Source organism: uncultured Actinomyces sp. (assembly GCF_963526355.1).
Classification (GTDB): domain Bacteria; phylum Actinomycetota; class Actinomycetes; order Actinomycetales; family Actinomycetaceae; genus Actinomyces.
Genome location: NZ_CAUROW010000150.1, coordinates 1 through 3486, shown reverse-complemented (window position 1 = coordinate 3486; position 3486 = coordinate 1). Strand labels below are relative to the sequence as shown.

4 protein-coding genes are annotated in these 3486 nt (G+C 70.3%); all 4 read right to left on the bottom strand.

What is annotated here, in order from left to right; all coding sequences use genetic code 11:
- Positions 1-271: heavy metal-binding domain-containing protein (locus RWR81_RS12945; RefSeq protein WP_314458130.1), on the bottom strand; the 271-nt coding region annotated here is incomplete at its 3' end.
- A 45-nt stretch (positions 272-316) separates the two neighbouring features.
- Positions 317-631, bottom strand: coding sequence for a hypothetical protein (locus RWR81_RS12940; RefSeq protein ID WP_003780894.1), 315 nt, complete (start codon positions 629-631; stop codon positions 317-319).
- A gap of 187 nt (positions 632-818) precedes the next feature.
- On the bottom strand, positions 819-2303 hold the full coding sequence (locus tag RWR81_RS12935; RefSeq protein ID WP_017177248.1) for a multicopper oxidase family protein: 1485 nt from the start codon (positions 2301-2303) through the stop codon (positions 819-821).
- Between the two features lie 57 nt (positions 2304-2360).
- The gene (locus tag RWR81_RS12930; protein ID WP_314458129.1) at positions 2361-3428 is read right to left on the bottom strand and encodes a HAMP domain-containing sensor histidine kinase; all 1068 of its coding nucleotides are present in this window, start codon (positions 3426-3428) and stop codon (positions 2361-2363) included.
- Positions 3429-3486 lie beyond the last annotated feature (58 nt).

Genomic DNA, 3486 nt, shown 5'->3' with positions numbered 1-3486 from the left:
CGCACTTGGGGCAGCGTCCCGGGTGGTCGCTGGTCACCTCGGGGTGCATCGGGCAGAGCCACGTGCCCTTGTCGTGGGTGTCGTGCTGCTGGGCATGTCCGTTCTGGCGGCCGTGTCCGTGCTGGTGGGTGGCGGGTGCAGCGTCGGCATCGACGAGGAACATGCCGCACTTGGGGCAGCGGCCGGGCTGGTCGCTGGTCACCTCGGGGTGCATCGGGCACGTGTAGCGGGTGGTGTGGTCGTGGGTGGCGGTGGCTGCCGGGTGGTTCATGGGTTGCTCCTCGAGACGGTGCTGCCGGTGGATGGCGGGCGGTGGTCAGTGCTGGGATCCGTGGTCCATCATGCGCATCATCAGCCACATCATGAGCATGCAGCTGATGGCGGGCACGAGGGCGGCCAGGACACCGCCGGCGGCGAGGCTGGCACGTCCGGCCCACAGGTAGCCGGCGACCACGAGCAGCATCGGTGCGCACATCAGCAGGTGCATCCAGTGGTGGGACTTGCCGTGCTGGTGGGAGTTGCCGTGCTGGTGGGTGGTGCTGGTGGGGTCCTGGTCGGTCATTGGGCCGGTAAGGGGCTGGCGGGGGGCCTCGCCGAAGGAGCGGGGGGCCTGGTCGGGGCTCGTGTACATGGCGTGTCCTTGTCTGCTCGGGGAAGGGGTTTTCCTTCCACTTCCACGGTGACGGGGCGAGGTCAATGAGCTCGCGAGGTTTGGTGAAGGTCTGGTCAAGCTCTGCAGACGGCGATGGTGAGGCTGCCGCAAGGGGGCAGCCGCGCCATCAGGGCAGGCGTGGGTGGCCGACATCGGCCGGGAGATGTCAGTAGCGCAGGGTCGTCATCATGCCGAGTTCGGCGTGGTAGATGTTGTGGCAGTGCAGCATCCAGGTGCCGGGGTTGTCGGCCTGCAGGTCGGCCTCGACGGTCTCCATGGGGCGGATCAGGACGGTGTCCTTGCGCAGCCCGTCGCTGCCGGGCAGGGCCCAAGTGTGGCCGTGGATGTGCATGGGGTGGGCCATCATCGTCATGTTCGTCATCCGCAGCCGCACGCGCTGGCCGCGGCTGAGCGCCAGTGGGGTGTCCTCGCCGAAGCGTTTGCCGTTGAGGCCCCACGCGTAGGGCTTCATCTGGCCGTTGAGTGCCACGTCGAGGGTGGTGTCGGGCTTGCGGTCGGGCAGTCGGGCGCTGTCGGCGGGCTTGAGCTGGGTGGTCAGCAGGGCCTTGCCGTCGAGTTCTGCGATGCGGGTGTCCGGGGCCGGGACGTTGCCGGAGCCGGTGCGCACGATGGCGCGGGCCGGGGTGCCCTTCTTGCCCTCGGGCGCGGCCTGCAGCACGAACACGCCGTCGCCGAGGGTGATGGTCGCATCCAGTCGTTCTCCCATCGCGAGGTAGACGGCGCTGGCCTGGGTGGGGGTCACAGGGAACCCGTCGGTGTGGGTGACGGTGAGTCGATGGCCCTGCAGGGCGAGCTTGAAGATGGTGTCGGAGGAGGCGTTGACGACGCGCAGTCGTACCTTCTGCCCGGGCTTGGCGGTCAGGGTGCGGGGCGCGGCGGGGACGCGGCCGTTGACGAGGTAGTGGGGGTAGGTGACGTCCCCGGCGTCACCCAAGGGTGACATGCCGTGGTCCATGCCGCCCATGTCGTGGTTCATGCCGCTGGACACGGTGCCGTTCTGGGCCTTGAACGCGGCGAGGATGTCATCGGGTGAGGTGCCCACGCCATCGGCCCAGTCGTCGAGGGTGATGATCCACTCGTGGTCGTAGCGGCCGGGTTCAGCGGGGTCGTCGATGACCAGCGGCCGGTACAGGCCGCGGTCGATCTGCACCCCGGTGTGGGGGTGGAAGAAGTAGGTGCCGGGGTCGGGGGCGACGAACTGGTAGGTGAAGCTGCTGCCGGCCTCGATGGGTTGCTGGGTGACGCCGGGCACGCCGTCGCTTGGCTGGCGCAGCGCGATGCCGTGCCAGTGGACGGAGGTGCTGGTGGGAAGCTTGTTCTCGACGCGGACCTGCAGCAGGTCTCCGGCGCGGGCCCGCAGGACGGGGGCGTCGAGGGTCTCGTCGTAGGCCCAAGTCCTGGCCGTGACGCCGCCCAGATCGAGGGTGACCGGCCGGGGCGTGAGGACGTGGTTGACGGTCTTCGTGCCGGGGGCTGCGACCAGCGGGGTCTGGCTGGGGATCGTCAATGGGGAGTTCGGCGCGGCGGGTGCTGCGGCCGGGGTGTTCTTGGCGCCGCAGGCGCTCAAGGCCCCTGCCGAGGCCAGGCCGAGACCGGTGAACAGCACGTGGCGGCGGGAAAGTGTGTTCATGTCCTTGAGCCTGTCGGGCCCGGATGAAGCCCCCGGCAGGGGTTGGTCAAGATCTGGTCAAGAAGTCAAGGTGGGCAGGGTCAGCGCGAAGGTTGCGCCGTGGCCGGGGCCGTCGCTGTGGGCCGTCAGGTCACCGCCGTGGGCGCGGGCAATGGCCCTGGAGATCGCCAGGCCGACACCGGTTCCACCGTCGACGTCGCGAGTGCGGGTGTCCTCGACGCGGTAGAAGCGTTCGAAGACGTGGGTGAGGGCCTCGGTGGGGATGCCGACGCCGTTGTCGGTGACGCGGACCACGGCCCGGTCGTGCTCGTGTCTCATCGCGACCTCGACCCGGTTGCCGCCCACCGTGTGTTGCAGGGCGTTGCGCAGCAGGTTGTCCAGGACTTGCCCGATGCGAGCGGCATCCACGTCGACGCGCAGGCCGGGAACGGTCTGGGCGTGCAGCGTCACCCCGGCGGCGTCGTAGGCGTGCCGGGCTGCGGCGACGCTGGCCGTCACGATCTGGTCGAGGTCCTGGTGGCTCAGCGACAGTGGGATGCGGCCTTCCTCGGCGCGGGAGACCTCAGAGATGTCGGCGGCCAGGGCGGCCAGCCGCTGGTTCTGCCTTAGCAGGATCTCGACGTTTGCGGGGGTGAAGTCGACCACACCGTCCTGCAGTCCTTCGAGGGTGACCTGGGTGGCGGCCAGCGGGGTGCGCAGCTCATGGCCCAGGTCGGTGAGCATGCGTCGTCGGGTCTGCTCCGTGGAGGCGATCTGGCTGGCCATGTGGTTAAAGGCGTCAGCGACCTGGGCCAGCTCGGGGCTGGCCGAGGTCATCATGACGGGTTGGTCGTAGTGTCCGGCGGCGACATGTTGGGCGCCGTCCACGAGGGCTTCGACCCCGCGCGACAGGTTCCGGTTGAGGACGGTGGCGACCCCGAGGGCGGCGAGCATCGCGGTGCCCAGACCCACGGCCAGTGACACCAGGCCCGCGTCGTGGAAGGCCTGCTGAGCGTGCTCGACGACATCGGGCTGGGCGTGGCCGGCTTCGAGCATGTGCATCCGGAACCATGCCGGGCCGACCAGCAGTGCCGTCAGCACCGTGGTGGGGGGGGGGGCCGCCCCCCCCCCCCCCGGGGGGGGCACCCCCCCGGGGGCCCCCCAGCCCCCCCGGGGGGGGGGGGGCCCAGGCCCCGGGCCCCCC

Coding starts and splice junctions, on each gene's coding strand:
- RWR81_RS12940 (WP_003780894.1), bottom strand. CDS start 631: ATGTACACGAGCCCCGACCAGGCCCCCCGCTCCTTCGGCGAGGCCCCC.
- RWR81_RS12935 (WP_017177248.1), bottom strand. CDS start 2,303: ATGAACACACTTTCCCGCCGCCACGTGCTGTTCACCGGTCTCGGCCTG.